Source organism: Streptomyces alkaliphilus (assembly GCF_014141535.1).
Classification (GTDB): domain Bacteria; phylum Actinomycetota; class Actinomycetes; order Streptomycetales; family Streptomycetaceae; genus Streptomyces; species Streptomyces alkaliphilus.
This window is the reverse complement of sequence record NZ_VKHT01000846.1, coordinates 1-2,205: the sequence shown is the minus strand read 5'-3', so window position 1 is coordinate 2,205 and position 2,205 is coordinate 1. Positions and strand designations below refer to the sequence as shown.

At 78.9% G+C, this 2,205-nt stretch carries 1 pseudogene; it reads left to right on the top strand.

Features of this window, described 5'->3' with window-relative positions:
• Positions 1 to 2,205, top strand: a pseudogene (locus tag FNQ90_RS20400) (hypothetical protein); the annotation flags it as partial.

Genomic DNA, 2,205 nt, shown 5'->3' with positions numbered 1-2,205 from the left:
GCCGAAGACCACCGGCGGGGGGCCGCCGCCACCCGCCGTCTCCGGCGGTGTCGCCTCCGACGGGGAGGCGGTGCGCCGGGAACGCGGAGTACTGACGCACGTCCTGCGGCAGCGGTTGCGTCGCATCCGGACCGAGGCCGACCACTCCCCCGTGCTGGAGCGCGGGACGCGACGCGAGGCGGACCGGCTGGCCTCCCTGCTGAACGTGTCCCCGGAGCCGGGCGCCGAGCCGGACGGTGGCTCCGCCCTCATCGAGGCGCACTACGTCCTGGGATGGGTGCGGTGGCTGCGGGCGGACGGCATCCGCTTCCGTCGCCGGGCCGCCGAACGCGAGCGCCGGGCCGCCCTGGACGCCCTCCTGCCCTGCTACCTGTGGGCACCGCGGGACGCCGAACACGTGCGGCGGCTGCCCTCCGCCGCGCTGTCCGCGCTGGCGGAGCGCGCCGTCCCCGTCCTGACGGGAGACCCCCTCGGGGCCCCCGTCCCCATCGGGGGCCCCGACACCGCCTTCGACACCTCGGAGACCATCGCCCTGTGGCGTCGCGTCCTGCGGGACCTGCCGGGGGAGCACCGGGACCGCCCCCTCGCCCTGGCCCACCTGTCACGGTGGCTGCTGTGGCGACACGGGTCGGGCGAATCCCCCGCCGGAGACCTCGGCGCGGAGTCGCCCGACCTGCTGGAGGCCCTGCGTCTCGCGCGTCTCGCCGTGACGCTCCCCGTCCCCGCGGACGGGGGGACCGAGGAGGAACGGGTCCGGCGGGAGGTCGTCACCGGTGCGCCGGCCGCCGCCCTGATCGCCGTCGGGGAACGCGCGCCGGGCACCGACACCACGCATGTGGACGAGGCGATCCGCCTCCTGGAGGGCCCCTCGGGCGCTCCCCCCGTCGGGGAGCCGGTGACCGCGGCCGGCGCGGAGGCGCTCGCGCTGCTGGGCCTCGCGCTGCGGGTGCGCTGGGAGCGGACGGGGGACGAGCGGGCGGCCGAACGCTCCGTGGAGTGCGCCCGCCGTGCGCTGATCGCCCCGGCCGGGGAGGACTCGCGCCGTCCGGAGCGCCTGCAGGCGCTGGCGACGGCACTGCGGCTGCGCTGGGAGCGGACCGGCGAGACCTCGGCACTGGACGCCGCGGTGGAGGCCGGGGAGTTGGCGGTGGCCATCACCCCGCCCGGCGCCCCGGCCGGCGTCGCGCGACCGGACGCCCTCGGTGCCCTGCTCCAGGTGCGGCACCGGCTCACGAACTCGGCGGAGGACCTCGAACGGGCCGTGGATGCGGCTCGACGGGCGGTCGCCGCGAGCGGGCCGGGGGAGCCGGCCCGCTCGGCCGCGCTCTCCAACCTGGCCACCGCCCTGTGGCTGCGGCACGAGCGGGGTCGGGATCCCAACGCCCTCAACGACGCGGTCGCCGCCCTGGAGGAGGCGATCGCGGCACTTCCGGCGGAGCATCCGCTGCGGCCGGCGCTGTCGGGGAACCTCGGGGCGGTACTGCGGGACCGGCACGCGCACGCCGGTTCCGAGGGCGACCTGGAGCGCGCCGTGGACGTGCTCCTGGACGCCTGCGGAAGCGGCCGGCCCGGCGGGAGCGGGGACGATGACCCGGGGGACCTTGACGGTGCCGCCCCGCCCGTGACGCCGACCCCCGGGGCCGTCCCGGCGGTGGCCGTGCCCCGCTGGGCCGACCTGGGGCGGGCGCTCGCGCGCCGGCACGAGCTGACGGGGTCGGTGGCCGACCGCCGTGCCGCCGCCGACGCCCTGGCGGTCGTCGCCGCGTCGGAGACCGCCCGTCCCTCCCTGCGGATGGAGTCCGTGCTTCACGCCGCCCGTCTGCTCGAGCCGATCGACCCCACGGGGGCGGCGGACCTGGCCGCCCGGGCCGTGGAGTGGCTGCCGCTGGTGGCGGCGGACGCGGCGAGGACGGAACACCGCACGGCCCGGGGTGCCGCCCCCGGGATGAGGTGGGTTCCGGACGAGGTGGGGGACGAGGCCGCCTGCCTGGCGTTGGCCGATCCGGCGGGCGGGGACACCGCGGCCCGGGCCCGTCGCGCGCTGTCCCTCCTGGAGGCCGGCCGGCCGGTGGCATCGGGTCCGCTGCCGGAAGCCGTGCTCGACCCACCGGGCACGGCCGGTTCCACCGGGATCCCCCTGGCGGACAGCGGCGACCGCGCCGACCGGGGCACCGCGATCGACTCCCCCGCGGCCACCCCGCCCTG